The organism is Binatus soli (SeqCode) (genome assembly GCF_050015535.1).
Lineage (GTDB): Bacteria > Desulfobacterota > Binatia > Binatales > Binataceae > Binatus > Binatus soli.
Window position 1 is genome coordinate 1 of the sequence record NZ_JBEKBF010000004.1, and the last position, 19,245, is coordinate 19,245.

General features: G+C 58.9%; 22 protein-coding genes. 11 read left to right on the plus strand and 11 right to left on the minus strand.

Translation table 11 applies throughout. The features are described from left to right. The 6 genes from ABR989_RS03800 to ABR989_RS03825 form a co-directional block, all read left to right on the plus strand. Window positions 1-250: hypothetical protein (locus tag ABR989_RS03800; RefSeq protein ID WP_428125834.1), on the plus strand; the 250-nt coding region annotated here is incomplete at its 5' end. After that, window positions 247-465, plus strand: a complete 219-nt coding sequence (locus tag ABR989_RS03805) for an ATP-binding domain-containing protein (protein WP_428125835.1) — start codon at window positions 247-249, stop codon at window positions 463-465. The genes ABR989_RS03800 and ABR989_RS03805, both read left to right, overlap by 4 nt. Before the next feature lie 219 nt (window positions 466-684). After that, window positions 685-2,562 (plus strand): tannase/feruloyl esterase family alpha/beta hydrolase, encoded by a 1,878-nt coding sequence (locus ABR989_RS03810; protein ID WP_428125837.1) that lies wholly within the window; start codon window positions 685-687, stop codon window positions 2,560-2,562. Between the two features lie 397 nt (window positions 2,563-2,959). Further along, window positions 2,960-4,039 carry a transporter substrate-binding domain-containing protein gene (locus ABR989_RS03815; RefSeq protein WP_428125839.1) on the plus strand — a complete coding sequence of 360 codons (1,080 nt, stop codon included), beginning with the start codon at window positions 2,960-2,962 and terminating at the stop codon, window positions 4,037-4,039. Beyond that, window positions 3,990-4,331, plus strand: coding sequence for a transposase (locus ABR989_RS03820; protein ID WP_428125840.1), 342 nt, complete (start codon window positions 3,990-3,992; stop codon window positions 4,329-4,331). Before ABR989_RS03815 ends, ABR989_RS03820 begins: the two co-directional genes overlap by 50 nt. A gap of 192 nt (window positions 4,332-4,523) precedes the next feature. Further along, a complete protein-coding gene (locus tag ABR989_RS03825) occupies window positions 4,524-6,047 on the plus strand; it encodes a hypothetical protein (protein ID WP_428126076.1) in 1,524 nt (507 codons plus the stop codon). A gap of 189 nt (window positions 6,048-6,236) precedes the next feature. On the opposite strand, the gene ABR989_RS03830 is transcribed toward ABR989_RS03825, so the two are convergent. The 6 genes from ABR989_RS03830 to ABR989_RS03855 all read right to left on the minus strand — a co-directional run bounded on the left by ABR989_RS03830 (window position 6,237) and on the right by ABR989_RS03855 (window position 11,718). Further along, window positions 6,237-6,431 carry a hypothetical protein gene (locus tag ABR989_RS03830; protein ID WP_428125841.1) on the minus strand — a complete coding sequence of 65 codons (195 nt, stop codon included), beginning with the start codon at window positions 6,429-6,431 and terminating at the stop codon, window positions 6,237-6,239. Window positions 6,432-6,953: 522 nt separating this feature from the next. Continuing rightward, window positions 6,954-7,928, minus strand: coding sequence for a SpoIID/LytB domain-containing protein (locus ABR989_RS03835; protein ID WP_428125842.1), 975 nt, complete (start codon window positions 7,926-7,928; stop codon window positions 6,954-6,956). Window positions 7,929-8,164: 236 nt separating this feature from the next. After that, complete coding sequence (locus tag ABR989_RS03840; protein WP_428125844.1) at window positions 8,165-9,058, minus strand: DUF4922 domain-containing protein; 894 nt, start codon at window positions 9,056-9,058, stop codon at window positions 8,165-8,167. Continuing rightward, complete coding sequence (locus tag ABR989_RS03845) at window positions 9,055-10,329, minus strand: glycosyltransferase family 2 protein (protein WP_428125845.1); 1,275 nt, start codon at window positions 10,327-10,329, stop codon at window positions 9,055-9,057. The genes ABR989_RS03840 and ABR989_RS03845 overlap by 4 nt, the downstream gene beginning before the upstream one ends. A 47-nt stretch (window positions 10,330-10,376) precedes the next feature. Beyond that, window positions 10,377-11,078 (minus strand): N-acetylmuramoyl-L-alanine amidase-like domain-containing protein, encoded by a 702-nt coding sequence (locus ABR989_RS03850; RefSeq protein WP_428125847.1) that lies wholly within the window; start codon window positions 11,076-11,078, stop codon window positions 10,377-10,379. A 73-nt stretch (window positions 11,079-11,151) separates the two neighbouring features. Next, window positions 11,152-11,718 carry a DOMON-like domain-containing protein gene (locus tag ABR989_RS03855; RefSeq protein ID WP_428125849.1) on the minus strand — a complete coding sequence of 189 codons (567 nt, stop codon included), beginning with the start codon at window positions 11,716-11,718 and terminating at the stop codon, window positions 11,152-11,154. A 351-nt stretch (window positions 11,719-12,069) separates the two neighbouring features. Here ABR989_RS03855 and ABR989_RS03860 point away from each other — a divergent pair, with 351 nt between their 5' ends. From ABR989_RS03860 to ABR989_RS03875, 4 genes are all read left to right on the plus strand, one after another. Further along, entirely contained in the window at window positions 12,070-12,867 is a 798-nt protein-coding gene (locus tag ABR989_RS03860) for a cyclase family protein (protein ID WP_428125850.1), read from the plus strand. A gap of 222 nt (window positions 12,868-13,089) precedes the next feature. Beyond that, on the plus strand, window positions 13,090-13,443 hold the full coding sequence (locus ABR989_RS03865) for a YMGG-like glycine zipper-containing protein (protein ID WP_428125851.1): 354 nt from the start codon (window positions 13,090-13,092) through the stop codon (window positions 13,441-13,443). A gap of 16 nt (window positions 13,444-13,459) precedes the next feature. After that, on the plus strand, window positions 13,460-13,807 hold the full coding sequence (locus ABR989_RS03870) for a YMGG-like glycine zipper-containing protein (protein WP_428125852.1): 348 nt from the start codon (window positions 13,460-13,462) through the stop codon (window positions 13,805-13,807). A gap of 42 nt (window positions 13,808-13,849) precedes the next feature. Next, window positions 13,850-14,197 (plus strand): YMGG-like glycine zipper-containing protein, encoded by a 348-nt coding sequence (locus ABR989_RS03875; protein ID WP_490338418.1) that lies wholly within the window; start codon window positions 13,850-13,852, stop codon window positions 14,195-14,197. Between the two features lie 74 nt (window positions 14,198-14,271). Here ABR989_RS03875 and ABR989_RS03880 read toward each other — a convergent pair whose 3' ends face one another. From ABR989_RS03880 to ABR989_RS03890, 3 genes are read right to left on the minus strand one after another with little or no spacing between them, the layout of a single operon-like run. Continuing rightward, window positions 14,272-15,075: a methylated-DNA--[protein]-cysteine S-methyltransferase gene (locus ABR989_RS03880; RefSeq protein WP_428125854.1), complete on the minus strand. Its 804-nt coding sequence runs from the start codon at window positions 15,073-15,075 to the stop codon at window positions 14,272-14,274. A 5-nt stretch (window positions 15,076-15,080) separates the two neighbouring features. Continuing rightward, on the minus strand, window positions 15,081-15,590 hold the full coding sequence (locus tag ABR989_RS03885) for an RNA polymerase sigma factor (protein ID WP_428125856.1): 510 nt from the start codon (window positions 15,588-15,590) through the stop codon (window positions 15,081-15,083). A 9-nt stretch (window positions 15,591-15,599) separates the two neighbouring features. Then, the gene (locus tag ABR989_RS03890) at window positions 15,600-15,782 is read right to left on the minus strand and encodes a hypothetical protein (RefSeq protein ID WP_428125858.1); all 183 of its coding nucleotides are present in this window, start codon (window positions 15,780-15,782) and stop codon (window positions 15,600-15,602) included. 173 nt (window positions 15,783-15,955) lie between these two features. On the opposite strand from ABR989_RS03890, the gene ABR989_RS03895 reads away from it, so the two are divergent. Beyond that, window positions 15,956-16,648, plus strand: a complete 693-nt coding sequence (locus tag ABR989_RS03895; RefSeq protein ID WP_428125860.1) for an NnrU family protein — start codon at window positions 15,956-15,958, stop codon at window positions 16,646-16,648. Here the strand turns inward: ABR989_RS03895 and ABR989_RS03900 are convergent. After that, window positions 16,645-17,454, minus strand: coding sequence for a TatD family hydrolase (locus tag ABR989_RS03900; RefSeq protein ID WP_428125861.1), 810 nt, complete (start codon window positions 17,452-17,454; stop codon window positions 16,645-16,647). The two genes, ABR989_RS03895 and ABR989_RS03900, sit on opposite strands and share 4 nt — an antisense overlap. 36 nt (window positions 17,455-17,490) lie before the next feature. Next, window positions 17,491-19,041, minus strand: coding sequence for a methionine--tRNA ligase (gene metG / locus ABR989_RS03905; protein ID WP_428125863.1), 1,551 nt, complete (start codon window positions 19,039-19,041; stop codon window positions 17,491-17,493). Between the last annotated feature and the right edge of the window lie 204 nt (window positions 19,042-19,245).

Genomic DNA, 19,245 nt, shown 5'->3' on the forward strand with positions numbered 1-19,245 from the left:
TTCCGCTTCCTCCGAATGCGTATCTGCTTTCGATCTCATCTCCGCTCCTTTTGGGGTTAAGATGAGCCAAAAACCCTCTCTTCCTCAATCGCTGCAAACTGTCCAACTTGTGCTGACGGGGAACAGCCAGGACGAACCTCGATGCGTTAGCGATCGCCTGCGCTACAGGGCGAAGCTGGCTATAGACATCCTTATCCTAGGTGTCAAAACGGAAATTCCGGCTTGGTTCGAGCGGACGACGCGCGAGTGAAGAACAAAGTTGTTGCGGACAGTGTCTACCGCTTCAAGGGTCTAGAACGTCCTGTGGTGATCGTTACGGACCTTTCGTTGCGTGGCCAGGAAGATGAAGTGACGCGGCGGGCTAAGATGAACGTGGCAATCACACGAGCTCAGTCGTTTCTGCGTATCATTGACACCTGGGAAGCGATTCGGAGGGAACCAGAGCTCAACGGCCTTTGCTCTTGAGAGAACCTGTCGATTCTTCGGCGCGAAACAATCGCGATAGGCGATTAGCCCGGATTTCCGTTTTCTAACTAATATGAAAACATTTCATTGACAAACAGTTGCGATTTCTCTACCAGTCGTGGACAGAACATCTCACGCACAGCCGGGACAAGCGGTTGAGACTCGCCGCGCCAATTGCGGCGCGACCCCATTCGGGACTCTAACCGGGAAGGAGCTTCGATGAGTACCCATTCAGCGCCTTGCGGGAGTCTCTTCGGCGGCCGCGGAATTGGACTGGCCGGCGGCATTCTGGTCGCAGCACTGCTGGGGCCGATCGCATTCGCGCCGGCTTCGGTCGGCGCCGCCGCCATCACGCCCGTGATGACATGCGCAGATCTGGCCAGCCTGTCGCTGGCCAAGACCCAGATCATAAGCGCGTCCGAGTTCATTAGCGCCAGCGGCAACTACTGCACTGTCATCGGGGTGATCGACAAGCGCGTCAGCACCCAGGATCCCGACCATTTCACCTACGGTATCGGATTCGAGCTCAACCTGCCCGATAGCTGGGTTGGCCGCTTCGAGATGGAGGGCGGCAGCGGCACCGACGGATCCGTCACAAGCCCGCAAGGAAGCGCCGGCACCGAACTGAGCCAGGGCTGGGCGGTCGCCGCGGATGACGGCGGCCACGAGGACGCACCCATAAACCCCGCGTTCGACTGGGCCGACGACGACGACAGCAATAAGGGAGGCACGGCTCATTTCGGCATCGATGAGCAGGCACGGGTGGACTACGGATACAAAGGCATCGAGCGGACCACGGCCATCTCCAAGCAAATTATCGCGCGATACTATGGCCAGGGTCCCCGATACTCATATCTGTGGGGCTGTTCGAATGGCGGACGCGATACGATAGTCGCGGCGTATCGAGACCCGGAGATGTTCGACGGCCTGGTGGCGGGAAATCCCGGCTTCGACCTGCCCCGCGCAGGGATCGCCGAGGCTTGGAACGAGCAACAGCTTGCGCCGCTCGCGACCGGCATGGACAGCAATGGCCAGCCTTTACTGCCGCCAACATTCCCGACGCAAGATCTGGAGGTTGCCTCGGCCGCGATTCTCAGCGCATGCGACGGGCTCGACGGGCTCGTCGACGGCATCATAGACGACTACACGGCATGCACTAATAAACTGGTCTACCCGGCGCTGGCGGCGTACACATGCAGCCCCGGCGGCGCCCATGGCAATACGCCGCACGGCGGCCAGTGCCTTACGGCGGCGCAGGTGGCCGCGCTGAAGCGGATCTACGCGGGTCCCACGAACTCGCATGGCAAGCCGCTCTACTCGAGATGGTTTTGGGACGCCGGCATTTGGGATCCGCTCTCGGAAATTGTCTTGGGCTGGGGAGCCTGGAACGTCGCTATCCCGCAATTGCCGCCGACCACCAACACGGCCAAAAACCTCACGCAAGGGGCCGGGGGGATTGCCATGGTCTTTACGACGCCACCGGTGGTGACTCCTGTTGCAGGTCCCGACTCCCAGGAGGCCTTCGCCTTCAACTACAATTTCGATACCGACGCGCCGAAGATATTCGCGACCACGTGCGGCTATCTGAAGAGTTCAACGGATTTCATGACCGGGACTCCCTCGGGGCCGTCCCCATTCCTTTTCCCGTTCCGCCATCGCGGCAAGATGATCATGTACGACTCGGTAAATGACGGCATCTTCTCGGGCGTTGACCTGATTAACTATTACAACAAGGTGAACCTGGCGATGGGTGGCCATGCGCAGGACTTCGCCAGATTGTTCATGATCCCGAACATGGCGCACTGTGGCGGCGGGCCGGCGACCGACAGCTTCAGCGCCAACGTCCTGACCGCGATTACGAACTGGGTGGAGGACGACAAGGCGCCGGATAAAATTATCGCCGCGAACACCAATACCTCTTCGCCGTTTCCCCGCGGTGCGCCGTTCGATCCCCGCGTTGCACAGAACTTTCCGACCGGGGGAACTCGCCCGATTTGCCCCTATCCGCAGCAGACCCGCTACAATGGTACCGGCGCCACGAAAGACGCGGCCAACTTCGTTTGCGTATCTCCCCCGTCCGCGGCGCCGCCACCTTGATCACGATGACGGTCATGGCCACGGTCATAGAGGTGGCGATGATTGAGTTGTAACGGCCGCGACAACCCAGCGATACTGAACACGGTGGCGGGCGACTGTGCCGCCCGCCACCGCTTTGCGAAGCGCAGTCCTGTCAATCGGCGCTAAATATGCTCGCATCGAGTGATAACGCCTAACGGAAAGCAGCCGGATATTGCGCGCTGCGGCGAAGGGCCCACGGAAGGCGCACCTAATGCGCTGTCGATTTTGTAAAAGATGAAAAAAGGTGTTTCACCAGCGTGTTCATTGATATCGACGACAACGAGCTGTTCCAGTGAGGCAGGATGAGATTGTCGGAGGACGCGGGCTTACGAAATTGCCTCCTTTGAAATTCCAATTGGCATAAAATTAGAGAGCGATGAAGAAAGCACTTATTGTTGTCTTGATTGTGGTCCTGAGGGGCGGGGCATGGGCGGCGACCTCCTCGCCGGGGAACGCGGCGCCGCTGAGAGTGGTCATTTACGTCGACCCGCCGTTCGTCGCCAGAACCTCGACTGGCTTTGGCGGCTTTGCAATTGAGCTATGGGAAACGATTGCGGCGGCGAAAGGCTGGAAGATCGAATACGTGGAAGCCAAAACGCTGCCGCAACTAATAGACATGGTGAGCGAAGGTCAGGCGCAGGTAGGGGTGACCGATCTTTTTATCACCAGCAGTCGTCTCAAGAAAATAGATTTTTCCCAGCCCTACTTTGAATCCGGCCTTCAGGTGATGGTCAACTCCAACCGGGGAGCCGGCCTTGCTGAACTTTTCAGGGGCCTATATGAATGGGGCCACATGCGAATCTTCGCCATCGCGTTCGGCGCCATGATTGTAGCGACACTTGTACTGGCGATTTTCGACCGCAGACTGGACCCCGAATTTCCCCGTGACTGGCTGAGCGGATTGGCGGAATCATTCTATCACGTCATGTCGACGTCCGCGGCCGGCAGTTCATCTCACAAACGTTTGATACCCGGACCTATCGGCCACTTGCTGGCAGGGATCTTTCTGGCGTCCGGCGTGATCGCGATCGCTTACATCACATCGAGTATGACCAGTGTGATGACGATCGACAAAATCCGCGGTCATATAGTCAGCTTTCAGGATTTAGCGGGAAAAAAGGTGGGTAGCATCGCGGGCAGCACCGGCGAGGCCTACTGCGAATCCGCAGGGCTTGACACGCAGACTTTTGACGCCCTCCAGGGCGCCGTTCAGGCGCTCACGGAGCGCCGGATTGATGCGATCGTGTACGATTCGCCCATCTTGCGATACTACAACAAACAGCATCCCGAGCTGCAGCTCAACGAGGTTGGCTCTGTGTTCGAGCCCCGGCAATACGGATTTGCTCTGCCGTTGAACAGCCCGATTCGCAGGGCGATCGATGAAGAACTGCTCAAACTAAGCGAAGATGGGTACACGAACAGCCTCAATCGGAAGTATTTCGCTGATACCAAATAGACTAGTCAAAGGGCCGTGCGCGCGGCTGGCGCGGGAGCAAGAGAAAACCTGTTGCCCCGCTTGGGGCGTGAAGCGCCGCATCTGCGTACGGCTCGACAAATTAAAGCGCTCGAACTCGTTGAGGGTCGATTTCCAGGGTGCGCGAGTGACTTCCGATGGTGGTTTGATTCTGGCGCGCGAGCTTGACGAACGTCTGGGCTTGAGCGCGCTCATGCAGCGGCACTTGACCGATTCGCGCCGGGGCAAGAACACCCAGTTGCCGCTGGCCGATCTGCTGCGGCAGTCGATATAGAGCCGATTGGCGGGGTATGAGGATGTCAACGACGCCGAGCGCCTCTCCCAAGATCCGGCCTTCCGGCTCATCGGGTCACAGAAGATATGGGAGCGCGCGGCGGCGTTGACTTCGTGCTTGCACTCGTTTGAGACGGTGTCTCCACGCGCGTAAAGTAACTATTTGTTTCCACTTCCGATGACAAAGGAGTTCGTGCAGTTGAATAACATTACCATTGTACGGCCGCTGTTCCTGGTCCTTGCCCTGACGCTGCTCGCAGGATTCGGCGGCTCATTCGGTGCCAATGCAACAGCGGCGTCAACTCCCGCTCCGCTGAGCGCCGACAACCTCAACCTGATCTTCGTGGTAAGCGAGGATTTGGCTTACCAAGCTCCCGGGGACCTCAATCCAGCCACGGCAAACCTCACCAATCGGGGTCTACAGCGGTCGCTCCGGATGGCCACGTTCCTGCGACGGCGCGTACTGGGGAGCAAGAATGTAACCGGCATCTATGTGCTCGAACCGATGACCCATTTGCAAACCCCCAGCAATTACCCCGATATGGCGGCGCCTGAGACCATTCAGCAGTTCGCCCTTCTCAACCAGATCACTCTGTCCAGCGTGCTCCCTCCCGAATATTTCCCATATACCGGCAACAGCTACCCACTCAATGTATCGTATGCGCCAGGGTCGGTACCGACCGGAGTTGCTACGCCGACAGCATACTGCCCGAATTGCCAGGGTCTCGATTTCAACGATCAGGAAGACAACAACGAAACCCTGGTAGCCGGTATTGTCACGGCAGAAGTACCGGGCTTTTATGTCTTCTCAGCGCCTTGGGAGACCACCAAGGCGCTGCTGGCAAATATCAACGATATCGAAGATTATAACCTGAGTCTTCCGGCGAGCTATCAAGGGCCGAACTATATTTATGCGATCTCGATCACGCCGTCGGGAATCCCGCGCTTGATCACCTACAACAGCCATGTAAACCCGGGTTCGAAATACCCTGCGCTGCCCGCGCCGAAGCCGAAGATCGGCACTCAATGCACGGGACAGGCGCCTTTTAGCCTTGACGTGACCGGCGGCGATGACCACGCCGTGGTTCCCCAGGGAATCAACACCAACGAGACCCTTTACATAGTTCGGCACGCAGACGCGCATCCGCTGCCATATTGGAGCGACGGCAACTATGTCTGCGCGGGGCAATGGCGCGCGCTGGATCTCCCGAACGCGCTGCGCGGCAAAGTCAACCCCGGCGTGGTCTATTCGAGCGACCCCGCTCAGACCAGCCTAGGCACAGAGGGTTTCTCGTGGTCGGGTGTTGCGCCGCCATTGACTGTCGAACCATATGCAATCGCCAATAACCTGCCCTTTGATCTGGCCGCGAGCTTCAATCTCTCCGACGAGAATGCGTGCCAGGAATCCAGCGATTTTTTCTTCGGTACTCACCTCACAGACGTCACCAGCCCCGGCCTTTCCAATCAGACCGTGCTATTGGGGTGGTCGTATCAATTCATCCAGCCGATGGTAAATTCGTTGATCTCGAGCTATTTCCCGCCCAACACCTGCTCACAGGTGCCCAGCCCCTGCCCACAGGCGCCCGCTTGGCCGAGTACCGACTACGACACTGTCTGGACGGTGAAGCTTGACGCCGAGGGCAACTTGACGGTGAACAATATGAAGTGCGAAGGCATCGACTCCGCGAAGCTGCCGGCCACGTGTCCTCACTTCTGACCGTCTCTACGGCGGCGGTGATTTATGAGGGCAACACACAAGCGCAAGGTTGAAGGGTCGGTCGGCTACGCGCGGCGCAACTTCATGGTGCCGATCCCTCATGCGGCCAGCTTCGCTGAGCTCAACGCGCAGATATAATCACGCGCCGAGTCAGGCATCGGCGCGTGATTTAGAAGACCATTGAGCGCGTCATTCCCAATGGTCAACCGCGACCGTGACCGCTCTCATGTCCGCCGCCTCCGTGTCCACCACCCGCATGCGCTGCAGATGCACGGCCATTGCCACCGACCGAACGACCACCACCGAATGAACGACCACCAGCGCGTGCATTGCCACCGACATTATGTCCGCCGGCGAACGCATGTGCGCCGCCATAGACGCCATGATTCAAGCCACGGTCGGCATAGAAGCCGTGATTCCAATCATGGCCACCGCCCCATCCGCCATTCCCGCCCCAAAGAGCAGGTTCATACACAGGGTGTCCGCCGCCATACGCGTACGACGGACCCAAGCCGATGCCGGAATATGCACGAGGTCCGTATCCGCCACCGTAGCCGTATCCGGGAGCCAAGCCGTAGCACCCTTGAAGCGCCAACATTCCAAGCGCTAGAAGAGGCGCGCCCAATGACATCAAAATTTTGCGCCTCATTTTCATTTACCTCACTTATTAAGACGTCGAATCAGAGCTGCTCGATACAGTCGCAAATGAGGGCTGAGTCGTTGCGATCATCGTCTTCAAGGAACGCGAGCAGCGAGCAAAGCCTGCGCGAACAGCGCGGAACAATTTCCTGAACGTTTATTCAGATTGTCAAAGCAGGAATTCCTTTACGTTCTCCATCCCGGAGGAAAACGGGCGCCGCATCGTGGGTTAGGCTCGCCTGACCAGGTGAGCGCGCGGCGCGGACATCAAACGGTGACAGTGGTCCCACGATAGTAATGCTGCAAGATTTCTGTGTAAGTCTTGCCCTCATTTGCCATGACTGCCGCGCCGATCTGGCATAGGCCGACACCGTGTCCCCAGCCGGCTCCTCTCAAGAGAAAGCGGCCAGACTCTTTGTCTACGACGAATGCAGAGCTGTAAAGATGCGTGCCCGATAAAGCGCGGCGAATTTCCAGTTCTTTACCGATGATGATGTGGTCGCGTTCCCCGGTGATCTTCAGCCGATATATTCGGCCTGAAGGTCCGCGCGCGAGCGCCTGCACGTCGCGAATCGGACCAAGATCCGCGCCAAGCCTGGATCTGATCAGATCGGCGAGTTCTTCGGGCGTGTACGCGACCCGCCAGCGATAGAAATCTCGGGTCTCCTGATCGAATCCCGGGAGAACGCGTGAGAGAAGCTCCGAATCGTCCGCATTGCAGTAAGCCGGCGGGCTTGAGCGTATCCATGTCTCAGGACTGTAAGAGCATGATTGCGCCGGACCGTCGTAGATAGATTCAAGATAGGGAATATCTTCATCTTCCCAAGCGGTCGCATAGCGCTCGGTTATTCCGCCGCAGCATTTGGAAAACCGTGCGTCGCAGATAGTGCCCTTGTAACGGAGAAACTCGCCGGCCGTGGCGCGAACCGCTTCGGCTGCGGCTGGAGAGAATGCTTTCGTGATGCCCTGATACCGCTGGCAGTGGTCGTCGGCACACACATCGAAATCCGGATGCGCTTCGCGGCCGTACCAGCGAAGGATTTCGTGAGAATTGAGACGCTGCCCTCTCCCGGAGCGAGAGGGATTTGCTTTAGGAAACCACAGCCAGCTGCGCGAAATCACCGCGTGAGCTTTCAGCAGTTCGAGCGGACAGAACGCGCTCATCTCGGATGAAATCACGCTCGTGACGTAGTCTTCGAGCGGAACATCATTGATCACCGTCAGCCCGGCCTCTAGTTTCATGAGGCGAAAAACCCCGCGGAATACCTGGCGCTCCTTGCGTTCCCAATGAAATCCGATTCCGATCGTGACGTCGTTCAGCGCAAACGCGCACGATGCCAGATCCGACGGAGTGAGCGTAACTTCAGAAATAAATCTGTAGCGCCCGGGGGTGTATGGCTTGCCGGAAGTATCCGTAAACGTACCCGTCAATTCGACTTCGGCAGCGGATTGTCCTTCGATCAGCCCTACCAATACGTTCAACGCTCACTCTCCAGCTTGCCGGCGATTTCCTGAAACTGACCGTCAGGTAAAGTGACCTCTCGAAAAATTGCGGCGATGGCGTCACCCGTGATTCTATCGAAATGCTGTGCCAGCGGCACGACAAATATTCCACACAAATCAATCGATGCCGGACTGACCGTCAGTTCGCCCCTATGAAAGACCTCTGGCCGGTGTTTTCCTCGCGGAAACAGATATGTGACCCACTCCCCTCTCTCATGAAAGACCGCGATGTTGACCAGCGGTTCTGCCCGTTTGCCCGTCGTTTCCGCGAGCAGATCGATGGCACGATCCATTCGATGGATCAAAGCAGATCGATCCCGCCCACGAAGCAGGAACACATTTCTTCCGTAATTTGGAACAGTGACGCCAGTCAGTCCAGCGGTGTCCTTCTCGATCGGAAACAATCGTCGCGAGCCTGCCTGAAAGTGCATGTGGTCTGGTGCGGATGCTCCGCATTCCGGACCGTTATAGACGACGAAATATCCAGGGAGGGCTGCAGCAATGTCGAGCATATTTCCGAACTGGTTAGCGATGCGCTGCAAGCCGTGTTCTCGGTGAGCGATTGTCAGGTGATGATCCACGATTGGAAACGGATTGCAGTAGATCGTGAAGTCCTCATCGAACCGCAGACCCTCTTCCTCCGAAGGCAGATTCCCCGCACATAGGAAGCAGGGACGTTTCGCAACCGACTCCCGGTCGACCGACGCCGTTGTGCTAGCCATACGATGGGGAATGTGACGGATGAAGATGTCGAACCAATCGATCCGTACCGGCCGTGTCTTCGCCCGCGCAAGGCCTTCAACGCCTTTCGCGAGCTGCGGCCATGCCCGCGCCTGCCGTTTGAACAGTTCTTCTATTTCGTGGATCATTCCCGCATCCGAACCTGAATCTCGATAGTTCGGAGCCAGTCCTTGTACAGATCGTATCGATTCGCAACCTCGAGAGGCAGCGCGCTATCGCTATTGCCTTCCCAACGGCGGCAAAGATAGAGGGACTCGTAGATCCGGGCGATCTCGTAGTCACGGCTGATCCGCAACGCTACGGCGTAATCCTCGCCATAGCTGACATTCGGAAATCCGATACGGCGCAAAACCGAGGTATTGAATGCGCGCGGCGCGCCGAGACCATTGACACGGAGTGCATTGTTTCTTCCGTTCTCGCGACTCCACTCGCGATGGTCGATTAGACCGGGCGGAATCTCTTTCAAGGAAAAATCGACCATCGTGTAGGAGCCTATGACCATCGCATAAGGTCCGGCTTCAATTTCTGCAACAATCCGGCGAAGGACGCCTTCATTGATGTACAGGTCGTCAGAATCAAGTTGGATGGCGTATTGTCCGCATTCCCTTGAGTAAATCGCCTCGTTCCAGCACCCGCCGATTCCAAGGTCCCGGCTTTCGGGAACGATGTGCTTAACACGCGAATCGCTAATAGCGCGCAGGATTTCTGTCGTGCGATCCGTCGAATGGTTATCAACGACGATCACATTGAATTCGAAATCGGCGCTCTGGACGAGGGCGCTTTGAACGGCGTCGAGAATTGTCCGCTCGCGATTCCGGACCGGGATCATGACGCTGGCTTTTACTGGAAATGTTTCCGCTGCGGCTGGAACTTTCTCGAAGTGCGGCTGCAACCAGGCGCCGATTCGTTTGAGATGCGCCGTCGCGATGCGCTCCATTTCGATTTGGTAATCGCGATTGCGCGGATCCACATAATCGAATTGCTTTTGACCCGTCGGCCGCGCATCAATCATCGACGCGCTGTACAACGGTTCGGGAATCCGCACGATAGCGTGTTTTTCCGAAATCCTTAACCGTAGGTCGTATAGTCCTCCCCATTTCCAGGTGCTGTCGATTCCTGACTGACGCGCAGCCCGAACCGACACACCGACTACCGGGCCAAAGTCGAAACTGTCGCGGATGCTCCCGCTTTGATAGTCGATACGAGGATGGCTTACTGCGTCGGCATAAACCCAGCCGCCGCCGGTTTCACGTATGACCTGCGCCATTCGATCGAACATGCGCGGTCCGGGCTCGATGTTTACGCGCGGATCACCGAGAAAGAGGACATCGGAATCGGCAGCGTCGAGGAGTCGTTGAATACTTGCGGACGAGTAGTCCTTTGGATGGACGATGTTCACACTCCACCCCGCCGCGTCATCTTAGCTACTGACTGCAATGCGTCGCGTCACCCTTGCGGCCGCACGACAATGACGCCAGCCATCCGATTTGCCTTCAGAAACTCGCTCAATTCCTGTTCCACGACAGAGCCCTGGCTGCGCGACGCGTGGCGCATGAAAACTTTTTTGCCATCGCGCACGATGATTCCAGCATGAAACACATCGAGATTCTTGCGTGTCGACGCAAAAAAAATCAGGTCACCGCTTTGCAGATGCGGTTCGAGCCGTGGTACTGCCGGCTTCGGTACACATTTGACGCGAGTCCGCTGTGCAGCGAGTCCAGGTACAACATTCAGAACGCGTTCCCTGCTGAGTATCGGGACAGTCGGCATTGAAACCGGCCTGATTATCCCTTCGCGTACATTGTTGCGAATCCAGAGTGTCATATAGTGATTCCGCCGTTCCCATTGAATGCGGCCTCGTTCATACCGAATCCTTCGCAGCCACTCGGTGAAGTCATCAACGTTGGAAGCGCGGGCGAGCGCTACAATTGTTTCAATGTACGTGACACAGTCGAATCCATCGAGGGAAGCCGTGAACACTTCGACTGTGTCGGCCGATCCAATCAGCGGATTTGGTTTGTAGGAATGTCCAAGGAAGTGGCGGGAAAGAACGTCAATTCGGCTACCGGCGGAACGATCATGCTTCGTTTCCGATAGAAGCTGCTCCACGCGCCGCCGGCTGAGACCTCGTGGTTGCGCGTGCTTCATCAGAATTTCACTCTACCACGCGCTTTCGACCTGTTCAGGCGTGGCCCATTTCGGCCTGATCCGGATCGAGGACCTACGACTCGGGGCCTGGCGGCTCTATTAGCAGTGCGAATCCATCGGCATCATGAAAATCCGGTTTGTCGGCCGGATGGCGAAGCGCCCAGTACGAAAGCCCATCGCTCGCCTCGATGACCGCCGAGAGCCCGATACGGAGGGAAGCACGCGGGTGGATGGCAGACAGGCCATCGAGCCGGACAAGGGTGTCCAGCTCAAGCCGACTGCCAGTAGAGCGCACGGCAATGTGCGGGCGCATCATTTCGTTCGCAACAGGACCGCCGTTGCGATAGCCGCTAAAGGCGTAGACGGCCCAATCCCCCGACGGCGCGAAGTTGAACTCGTGGTACTCCGGTTGCCCTTCCACCGCGATGAAGGCCTCGAAGCAGGTGTGGCGCCAGAGCTGTGTAGCGATGCGCGGCATGCCCGGCGGAGAGACCTGGATTCGGGGAATATCTCCGTCGAGGCGGAAGGTCATCTGGAGTTCAGCGCTGGCCGAGCGGCGTACGAGCACCCCAATGGCGTGCACCGTCTCAGCGCGTGTCGACGGGTAGCACCTGAGATCCATCCAGCGTTCGACAGTCATGACAGGCTCGGTGGCCGCAGCGAGATTGCTCTCCGATCGCAATATCGAGTCAATCGTGTTCGTGTGCGGAAAGCGTGGCGTCCGATGATACGACGCCAGCAGACAGCTTTCCCAGTTCGGTTTCGGAAGTTGGGCTACGCTTTTCGGTCATAGACTTGCGCCGAACACAGCGCACAGGTTCAGGTTGCCTGAATCTGCGCCATTCGCCCGCTAACGTCAAACATCCTCTCCAGGCTTTGAAGTATTCGGTAGTCACAGCCGTCACTGGACCACAACGATAGAGAGAGGCAAGATCCGATCTGACGTTCCAATGCGGAGGCGTCTTACCTATGATTGTCCCGTTAAAAAGCGATGATCAAAATCGTGAAATGTGCGACGATCGCAGCCGCTCTGGTCACGCTCGGCGTCGCGCGAGTCGGCTTGGCTGCGGAAGTGATTGACACTGCAAAAATTATCGACCTCACCTACACCTTCGACTCCCGGACCATCTACTGGCCGACCGAAAAGGGCTTCGTCCATCAGTTCGAGAAAAATGGCGATACTCCTGAGCATTACTTTTACGCATCGGCAAATTACGCGGCGCCCGAACACGGCGGCACGCATACCGATGCGCCGCGCCATTTCAACCGCAATGGGATTACGCTCGACCAGGTTCCGCTCACCGATTGCATCGGACCCGCCGCGGTGATCGATTTTTCCGCGCGCGCCGCCAAGGACCCCGACGCGATGCTCAGCGTCGATGACATCAAGGCATACGAAGCCGCTAACGGCCGGATTCCCGACGGTGCGATCGTCGTCGCGCGCTCGGGATGGGGCAAATATTGGCCCGACAAAAAACGCTACATGGGCACCGACAAGCCCGGCGACGTTGCCGGCCTGCACTTTCCGGGCTATTCGGCCGAGGCCGTGGATTTTATTTTGAAGAACCGACACGTCGTGGCAATTGCGATCGATACCGCGAGCATGGATCCCGGCAACTCGAAGGATTTCCCGGTGCATCGGCTCTGGCTCGGCGCGAACAAGCCCGGCTTCGAAAACCTGGCCAACGCGGAAAAATTGCCGGCCAGGGGCGCGACGGTATTCTGCATCCCTATGAAAATCGGCAGCGGGACCGGCGGGCCGACCCGGATTTTTGCCGCGATGCCATAACCCTTGCGGCAACCGGAGAAGATGAATATTCGTTTATAACGCGCGACAATTTCGGACATGGGTAGGAATTCCATGCTAAACTCCATGTCGGAAGTGGTTGATCGCCCACGCAGAAGGTAGAAAACTAGCGACGGCCAAATGAACTCGCCCGCTGTTGGCGGGGAATGCCGCAGCCCTTGGCAGGCATGAAAACAAACTGCTCCCTGTGGAAGGAGGAAGCTCGTGCGGACAAATGTGGCGTCGATAATTAAAGGTCTGCTCGTGGCGATTGCGATCGTGGCGGTCATGGGATGCTCGGGAGAGCCACTCTCGACACGTGAGAAGGGCACGTTCATCGGCACGGGACTCGGAGCCGCAACCGGCGCGATCATAGGTGCCGCTGTAGGTAACCCGTTGGCGGGTGCGGCAATCGGCGGCGGCATCGGCGCACTTGGCGGATACGTGGTCGGCAACGAGATGCAGAATCAGGAAAACGCCAACGCTCAAACCCAGACGCAAATTCAATCGCAGCAAAAGCAGATCCAAAATCAGCAACAGCAGATTCAGAAATTGAAGAGTCAGAGCGAGACCGAATAGCGGGCTGAGAAGGATTATGCGCAAACATGCAATTGCGACAGGTACGTTCGCCGTTGCCGCGCTTTTCCTTGCCGCCGGATGCTCCGGGTCGCCGATGTCCACGCGTGAGGAAGGCACTCTGGGCGGTGCGGGAATCGGCGCGGCCGCCGGCGCGATTATTGGCGCCGCGGTCGGCGCACCGCTGGCAGGCGCTGCAATCGGCGCCGGACTCGGAGGAGTTACAGGCTTCGCGGTCGGCAACGCGATGCAGAACGATCAGAACGCCAACCAGCAGACCCAGGCGCAGATCCAGCAACAGCAACAGGAAATGGAACAACAGCGTCAGCAGATTCAGCAATTGAAGGCACAGCAGGAAACCGAATAGCTCGGCTGACGTATCAATTATTGGACGATGGAGATTCTCATTATGCGCAAAAGTGTTGGAATAATCATGAGTTTGGCGCTGGCGGGAACGCTCGTTCTTGCAGGATGCTCGGGGCAGCCGCTCTCGACTCGTGAAGAAGGCACCCTCGGCGGCACGGCGTTGGGCGCAGGTGGCGGTGCGCTTATCGGGGCGGCTGTCGGCCATCCTCTCGCGGGTGCCCTGATCGGCGGTGTTCTGGGCGGTGGTACGGGCTATGTAGTCGGCAATTCGATGCAGAATCAGGAAAACGCCAACGCACAGACCCAGCAGCAGGTGCAGCAGCAACAGCAAGAAATCGAGAATCAGCGTCAGCAGATTCAACAGCTCAAATCGCAGTCGGAAACCGAGTAATCGGACAGCGAGATCGGCCGAAAAGGGCGGTGCCGCATTCGGCGCCGCTCTTTTTCTTTCTCAGCCGGCCTGATTCACGCAGGCTTGCACAGCTTGCATGCCCTCAGCCCGGCGTGTCCCGCGCACTTGGCATCCGCGAAGATCAGCATCTTTGCTGGATCCGCGCGCCGCGCCGCCGAGCAGTCGGGTCGGCAGAAGATTCCGGTGCGTCGATGCCCCATCACGGCGCGCGACGGCAATCGCAGGTCGCGCCCGACTTCGAATCCCTCCGCGCGCAGCAGCTTAATTTTGTTATCCACGCCGCCGCCGTAATTGCCGATCGTTCCGTCGGAGCGAATCACACGATGACATGGCACGAAGATCGGCACCGGATTCGACGCCATCGTGTTGCCGATCGCGCGCTGGCTGTCGGGCTGTCCAACCGTCGCGGCCAGCCCGTGATAAGTGATCACCGCGCCGGGCGGGACTTTTCGAAGCGATGCGTACGCGCGGCGCTGGAAGTCGCTCTCGACCAGGCTCAAGTCCACCGGATGCGCCATCGCACTGAAGTCGCCCTCGAACACCCGATCGATTTCCGCGCCGATCCGGCGGGCACTCGCTTCATTCTCGATCAGGTCGAACTTCTTGCGCAGCATCGCGAGCGTTCGCTCCGCTCCGTCTATGAAAAGAAAGTGAATCGCCGCGAGGCCGCGGTCGCTCTCCGCGATCAGCAGACGGCCAAGTGGCGACGAAATCACCCCGACCCGCGCTTGCGGTCGCCGCAGGAGCTTCATCGCGCGCTCGATGCGAGGCCGCGTCTGTCCGATCATTGCGTCGAGCATCCGGTCGTCGATCGGCGCACTCTCCTTCACTTGCGTCGCCATTCGATTGGTCTTCATCTTAATTACTCGTCCAGCCTGAGTTTCTTCAGCGCCTGATAGACGCTTGCCCGCGCGCTCTCGGCCGAGCAGTTCAGCGCCACACCGATCTCCGTATATTCAAGCCCCGCGAACTTGCGCATCATCAATGCCTGACCCTGCTTGCCGGGCAGCCGCGAGATGGCTCTCTTCAAATGAAGCGCGCCCTCGGGTCCGCCATTGAGGTGATTCGGCGCGTTATCGGCCGGCATTGCGCCGTCCGCAGTCTCGTTCGCGATCACACGCCCGCGGCGCATCCTGTCCCGCGCGCGATTGCGGCACAGGTTCGATGCGATTCGAAAAATCCACGGCCGCAGTCCGTCTTCCGATTGAAGCCGGGGGTAGGAGCGATAGGCGCGCAGCCACGTCTCCTGGAACAGGTCCATCGCATCCTCGCGATCGCCGGTCGAGCGCATCAGGAAGCGCATGATCTCGCGTTCCATGCTTTTCACCGCCTCTTCGAACGGCGGCGGCAACTTGAGACTGAACGTGGGCATCGTGTTTTGTCAGGCCAGGCTGGCCAGCGAAGTCGCCAAGTACCACAGCGTGATTGATCCGAAAACCGCTCCGACGATCTCTTCGAGGATGCACGCCTGCGTGAGGCTCGCGCCATCGCCGATCTCACGCTCTGCACCGCGCGCCGCAACTTCGGTGAAGCACGCCTCATCAACCTGGATAATCGGTATCATGGTTTTATGCTCCTGATGACTACAACCCCGCTCGAGCCGGTTCGTGAATTGAGCCGGGTCGCGCCGATGCCGCCGGTCTGCAACCGGTTCGCTGCATTTGATGCGGGCCGCGATCCTGCCATGATCCTGCTGGCGCGGAGCCTCGACTACTCAGCGATCGCGCGGAGGTCTCTATGGATGCGACTGTCTGGATCGCGCTGTGGGCAGGTTTGTTCCTGGCCAGTCATCTGATCATATCGTCGTCTGCCGTTCGATTTCGGTTGATCAGTGCGGTCGGCGAGCAGCGCTATCGCGGCATCTATTCGCTAATCGCGTTCGCGACGCTGGGACCGCTGATCTACGAATTCGCGCGCAACAAGCACGCCGGCCCCTTGCTTTGGGCTTTGCGGGCGGCGCCCCCGATTCGAGGGCTTGCGTGGTTGCTGATGTTGGCAGCGCTCATTCTGTTGGTCGGGAGTTTCATCACTCCGAATCCGGGCACAATGGGCGCGCCGGCGGGCGGGAGTGAACCGCGCGGACTCCTCAAGATCACACGGCATCCGTCTTTTGTTGGATTCAGCCTGTTTGGAATCGCGCACATGCTGATGAACGGACGGGCCGGCGACGTGATTTTCTTCGGGCTGTTTCCTGTGCTCGGAATCATCGGCGGGATGCATCAGGACCGGCGCAAGATTCGCGAACTTGGCGATCGCTATCGCGAGTTCGTCGCGAAGACATCGTTCGTGCCGTTCGCGGCGCTAATCGGCGGGCGCGTTCGATGGGCCGGCGATGACATGCCGTGGGCGGCGATTGGCGTGGGCGTAGTACTGGCCGTTGCAATCGTCGCGCTGCATCCGATGATCTTCGGCGGCCATCCGCTTGGTTAGGCGGGTCGCGCTGGCGTTTTCACGGGTGGCGGGAGCCTGAACAGGCGGGCGGCGTTCGCAATCACCTGGGCGCCGAGCGCAGCGGCGTCAACGCGCCGAAGATTCGCGAGTATTTCGAGCGTGCGACTGACGTAGGCCGGCTCATTGCGCATCCCGCGATACGGCTCGGGCGCGAGATAAGGTGCGTCCGTCTCCACCATCACTCGGTCATCGGGAACGATCGACGCGGCCTCGCGAACCGATGCGGAATTTTTGAACGTGATGATGCCCGAGAACGAGATGCACAGTCCCAGCGCGAGGAACTCGCGCGCCGCGTTGGAATCGCCCGTGAAGCAATGAATCACGCCGCCGCGCGGTGGAACCCCGCTCTCGCGCACGATCTCGACGAGCCCGCGCTCTGCGTCGCGGCAATGAATCACGATTGGCAGGTCGAGTTCGGCGGCGAGCGCAAGATGCGCACGCAATGACGATTCCTGCGCTTCGGCCGGCGAGTGCATGTAATGGAAATCGAGTCCGCTCTCGCCGATCGCGACAACTTTTTTCGACGCGGCGAGGTCGCGCAACTGTGCGATTCGTTCGGGCGTGCAATCCCTAGCGTCGTGGGGATGCACGCCGACGGCGGCGAAGACATTTGGGTGACGCTCGGCGATTGCGACGGTCAATCGATCGTTTTCGATCGGTCCGATCGCGCCGACCGAGATGATCTGAGCCACGCCGGCGCTGGACGCGCGCGCGATCACCGCTTCGAGGTCGCCGCGGAACTTTGCGTCGGCGAGATGGCAATGCGTATCGACAACCGTTGTCATTGAAATTGAGCGTGGATTCCGGAGCGTGCACGGGGGTCAGGCGCGGGCTTTCTTGTCGATGCGCGGGAACAGCGGCGTCGTCGGATTTACGCGATGCCCCGGCTTGATGCCATCCCCATATGGCGCGCGCGCGAGTTTCTCATCGACATTGAGCAGGCCGAGAATCTTTTTCGACGTTACCGGCATGAACGGCTCGAGGATATCGGCGACGACACGCAATCCCTCGACCAGGTTGGCCAGGACTTGCGCGACCCGCGGCAGATTGGCGGGATCCTTGGCGAGCGTGAAGGGCGAGGTTTCAACTATGTATTTGTTGGCCGCATCGAGGGCTTGCCAGATGGCTTCCAGAGCGCGATTGAACGCGAGTTCCTCGACCAGGGGCGCCACCTGCGCCGGCAACGAAGCGAACGTGTCATGAAGCGGAATATCGAGCGCGTCGGTGCCCCTGCCCGGCGCCGCCGTGATCACGCCCTCGAAGTATCGCGCCGCCATCGAGAGCACGCGGCTGGTCAGGTTGCCGAGGTCGTTGGCCAGGTCCGAGTTGTAGCGATCGATCACGCGCTCCTCGGAGAAGTCGCCGTCGAGGCCATAGGTGAATTCGCGCAGGATGAAGAAGCGCAAAACGTCGGGGCCGATGTTTTTCTGATAGGCGACGGGGTCCTGCGTGTTGCCCGAGCTCTTCGACAGCCGCGCGCCGCCGAAATTCATAAATCCGTGGACGTTCAGATGACGATAGATCGGCAAGCCGACCGCCAGCAGCATCGCGGGCCAGTACACAGCGTGCGTCTTGAGGATGTCCTTGCCGATGAAGTGTTCGGTGACCGGCAGGATTGCGGTCAATGACGCGTCTTCCGTGTTCGGCAGCTCGCTCATGTAGGCCCATAAGGCGTCGTACCAGACGTAGGTGACGTACTTGTCGTCAAACGGCAGCGTGATACCCCAATCGAGGCGCGCCTTGGGACGCGAGATGCAAAGATCCTCGAGCGGTTCGTCGAGCATCCGGAGCGCCTCGTTGCGATAGCGCTCGGGCCGGATGAAATCGAGATTTTTCTCGATGTTTCGGCGGATGGTCTCGCGGTATTTCTCGAGCTTCAGGAAATAGTTGCCTTCCTTGATTGTCTCGACGGGCCGATTGTGCACCGGACAGATGTTGCCGGGCAGCAGTTCTTTCTCGGTATAAAAGCGCTCGCATCCCACGCAGTAGAGGCCTTCGTAGTCCTTGAAGTAGATGCCGCCGGATTCGTAAGTGCGCGCGAGCATCTTCTGCACGAACGCCTGATGCACGGGGTCGGTGGTGCGGACAAAGATATCGTAGCTGATGTCCAGCCCGGCCCATCCTTGTCGAAAGAGCGCGCTGATTTTGTCCGCGAATGCTTTCGGATGGAGTCCCATCGCGTCGGCGGCGCGCTTGTTTTTGTCGCCGTGCTCGTCGGTGCCGGTGAGGAAGGTGACGTTGGCGGGGCCGAGCTTGCGGCGCTGAAAACGCGCGAACGCGTCGGTCGCCAGCATTTCGTAGGCATGGCCGACATGGGGCGGGCCGTTGCTGTAGATGATCGCGCTCGTGATGTGGATGCGGTTTTTCGCCATCAGGAGATCGAGCATAGCGGGAGACTCGGCGCCGTGCGACTGGCGGGGGCCATCGCCACCGGCGCCCGAGCCAGGAAGAGAAGATGCAGGCGGCGTTTACACTGTTTTTTTGAGGAGCTATCCAGTGGAATTGAACCGCGAGCATCGGGGCTGCAAAATCAGCATGAGCACAACAATGCAGTCCGGTTGCGATTCTGTTAGATA

What these genes read in the sequence shown, in the direction of transcription:
- ABR989_RS03810 (WP_428125837.1), top strand. Translation starts at nt 685, where the DNA reads ATGAGTACCCATTCAGCGCCTTGCGGGAGTCTCTTCGGCGGCCGCGGA.
- ABR989_RS03815 (WP_428125839.1), top strand. Translation starts at nt 2,960, where the DNA reads ATGAAGAAAGCACTTATTGTTGTCTTGATTGTGGTCCTGAGGGGCGGG.
- ABR989_RS03820 (WP_428125840.1), top strand. Translation starts at nt 3,990, where the DNA reads ATGGGTACACGAACAGCCTCAATCGGAAGTATTTCGCTGATACCAAAT.
- ABR989_RS03830 (WP_428125841.1), bottom strand. Translation starts at nt 6,431, where the DNA reads ATGGCGTCTATGGCGGCGCACATGCGTTCGCCGGCGGACATAATGTCG.
- ABR989_RS03835 (WP_428125842.1), bottom strand. Translation starts at nt 7,928, where the DNA reads ATGAAACTAGAGGCCGGGCTGACGGTGATCAATGATGTTCCGCTCGAA.
- ABR989_RS03840 (WP_428125844.1), bottom strand. Translation starts at nt 9,058, where the DNA reads ATGATCCACGAAATAGAAGAACTGTTCAAACGGCAGGCGCGGGCATGG.
- ABR989_RS03850 (WP_428125847.1), bottom strand. Translation starts at nt 11,078, where the DNA reads ATGAAGCACGCGCAACCACGAGGTCTCAGCCGGCGGCGCGTGGAGCAG.
- ABR989_RS03855 (WP_428125849.1), bottom strand. Translation starts at nt 11,718, where the DNA reads ATGACTGTCGAACGCTGGATGGATCTCAGGTGCTACCCGTCGACACGC.
- ABR989_RS03860 (WP_428125850.1), top strand. Translation starts at nt 12,070, where the DNA reads ATGATCAAAATCGTGAAATGTGCGACGATCGCAGCCGCTCTGGTCACG.
- ABR989_RS03870 (WP_428125852.1), top strand. Translation starts at nt 13,460, where the DNA reads ATGCGCAAACATGCAATTGCGACAGGTACGTTCGCCGTTGCCGCGCTT.
- ABR989_RS03875 (WP_490338418.1), top strand. Translation starts at nt 13,850, where the DNA reads ATGCGCAAAAGTGTTGGAATAATCATGAGTTTGGCGCTGGCGGGAACG.
- ABR989_RS03880 (WP_428125854.1), bottom strand. Translation starts at nt 15,075, where the DNA reads ATGAAGACCAATCGAATGGCGACGCAAGTGAAGGAGAGTGCGCCGATC.
- ABR989_RS03885 (WP_428125856.1), bottom strand. Translation starts at nt 15,590, where the DNA reads ATGCCCACGTTCAGTCTCAAGTTGCCGCCGCCGTTCGAAGAGGCGGTG.
- ABR989_RS03890 (WP_428125858.1), bottom strand. Translation starts at nt 15,782, where the DNA reads ATGATACCGATTATCCAGGTTGATGAGGCGTGCTTCACCGAAGTTGCG.
- ABR989_RS03895 (WP_428125860.1), top strand. Translation starts at nt 15,956, where the DNA reads ATGGATGCGACTGTCTGGATCGCGCTGTGGGCAGGTTTGTTCCTGGCC.
- ABR989_RS03900 (WP_428125861.1), bottom strand. Translation starts at nt 17,454, where the DNA reads ATGACAACGGTTGTCGATACGCATTGCCATCTCGCCGACGCAAAGTTC.
- metG (WP_428125863.1), bottom strand. Translation starts at nt 19,041, where the DNA reads ATGGCGAAAAACCGCATCCACATCACGAGCGCGATCATCTACAGCAAC.